Source organism: Luteimonas sp. TWI662 (genome assembly GCF_039673825.1).
Taxonomy (GTDB): Bacteria; Pseudomonadota; Gammaproteobacteria; order Xanthomonadales; family Xanthomonadaceae; genus Luteimonas.
The window spans coordinates 1-1435 of the sequence record NZ_JBDJMI010000050.1 but is presented as its reverse complement, the minus strand read 5'-3'; the positions used below and the strand labels follow the sequence as shown (position 1 = coordinate 1435).

Below are 1435 nucleotides of genomic sequence, written 5' to 3'. Positions count from 1 at the left end.
CGAGCAACTGCTGGCGCTGGCCAAGCCGCTGTCGAAGAACGGCTACGGCCAGTACCTGCAGACCCTGGTGAACCGAGGAGTGGTGCGTTGAAGATCATCGAAACCAAGCTGCCCGGTGCCGTCGTGCTCCAGCCTGCCGTGTTCGGCGATGCCCGCGGTTTCTTCTTCGAGACCTGGAACGCGGCGCGCTTCGGCCAGCATGGCTTGCCCACGACCTTTGTACAGAGCAATGTGTCCTCGTCCGCAAAGGGCGTGCTGCGTGGCCTGCACTACCAGTGGCCGCGGCCGCAGGGCAAGCTGGTCAGCGTGCTCCAGGGCGAAGTGTTCGACGTGGCGGTCGACATCCGGCGCGGCTCGCCGACCTTCGGGCAATGGGACGGGGTGCTGCTGAGCGCGGAGAACAAGCGCCAGTTCTGGATCCCAGAAGGCTTCGCGCATGGCTTCGCAGTGCTGTCGGAGACGGCGTTGTTCAGTTACCTGTGTACCGACATCTACGTCAAGGAAGCCGACGCCGGCGTGCGCTGGGACGATCCGCAGATCGGCGTCGAATGGCCAATCGACGCACCGCTGCTGTCGGACAAGGATGCGCAGGCCCCGCTGTTGGCCGACATTGCTCAGGATCGGCTGCCGGACCTGCGCGCATGACCACGCTGGTCTTCGGCGCCAACGGCCAGGTCGGCCGCGAGCTGCTGCGCTCACTCGCACCGCTCGGTGCAGTCCAGGCCACGACGCGCAGCGGCACGCTCGCCGACGGCGCGCCGTGCCTGCAGGCGGACTTTGCCGACGCCGAGGCCGTCGTGACGCTGCTCGATGCCACGCGGCCGGAGCGGGTGGTCAATGCGGCGGCCTACACCGCCGTCGACAAGGCCGAAAGCGAGCAGGAGGCCGCATTCGCCGCCAACGCGACGACGCCGGGTGCGATCGCACGCTGGTGCGCCGCGCACGACGTGCCGCTGGTGCACTACTCGACCGACTACGTGTTCGACGGCCAAGGCACGCGCCCGTACCGGCCGGACGACGCCACCGCGCCGCTGGGCGTCTACGGCGCCAGCAAGTTGGCCGGCGAGGAGGCGATCCGGGCCGCCGGCGGGCAGCATCTGATTCTGCGCACGGCCTGGGTCTATGCAGCGCATGGCCACAATTTCCTGCGCACGATGTTGCGCGTGGGCGCCGAGCGCGATGTGCTCCGCGTGGTCGCCGACCAGGTCGGCACGCCCACACCGGCGGCGCTGATCGCCGACGTGACCGCGCAATTGCTGCAGGACGGCAGCAAGCGGCGCGGCACCTGGCACCTGACCGCGCGCGGCGAAACCAGCTGGCATGGCTTCGCCGAGGCGATCTTCGAAGGCGCGCTCGCACGTGGTCTGATCGCACGTGCGCCGACGGTCGAGCCGATCACGACGGCCGACTATCCGACGCCCGCCAAGCGTCCGGC

2 protein-coding genes are annotated in these 1435 nt (G+C 69.1%); both read left to right on the top strand.

Translation table 11 applies throughout. The features are described 5' to 3' along the window. The first annotated feature begins 87 nt into the window (after positions 1 to 87). On the top strand, positions 88 to 645 hold the full coding sequence (rfbC, locus tag ABE488_RS17685) for a dTDP-4-dehydrorhamnose 3,5-epimerase (protein WP_346449704.1): 558 nt from the start codon (positions 88 to 90) through the stop codon (positions 643 to 645). Next, positions 642 to 1435: dTDP-4-dehydrorhamnose reductase (rfbD, locus tag ABE488_RS17680; RefSeq protein ID WP_346449703.1), on the top strand; the 794-nt coding region annotated here is incomplete at its 3' end. The genes rfbC and rfbD, both read left to right, overlap by 4 nt.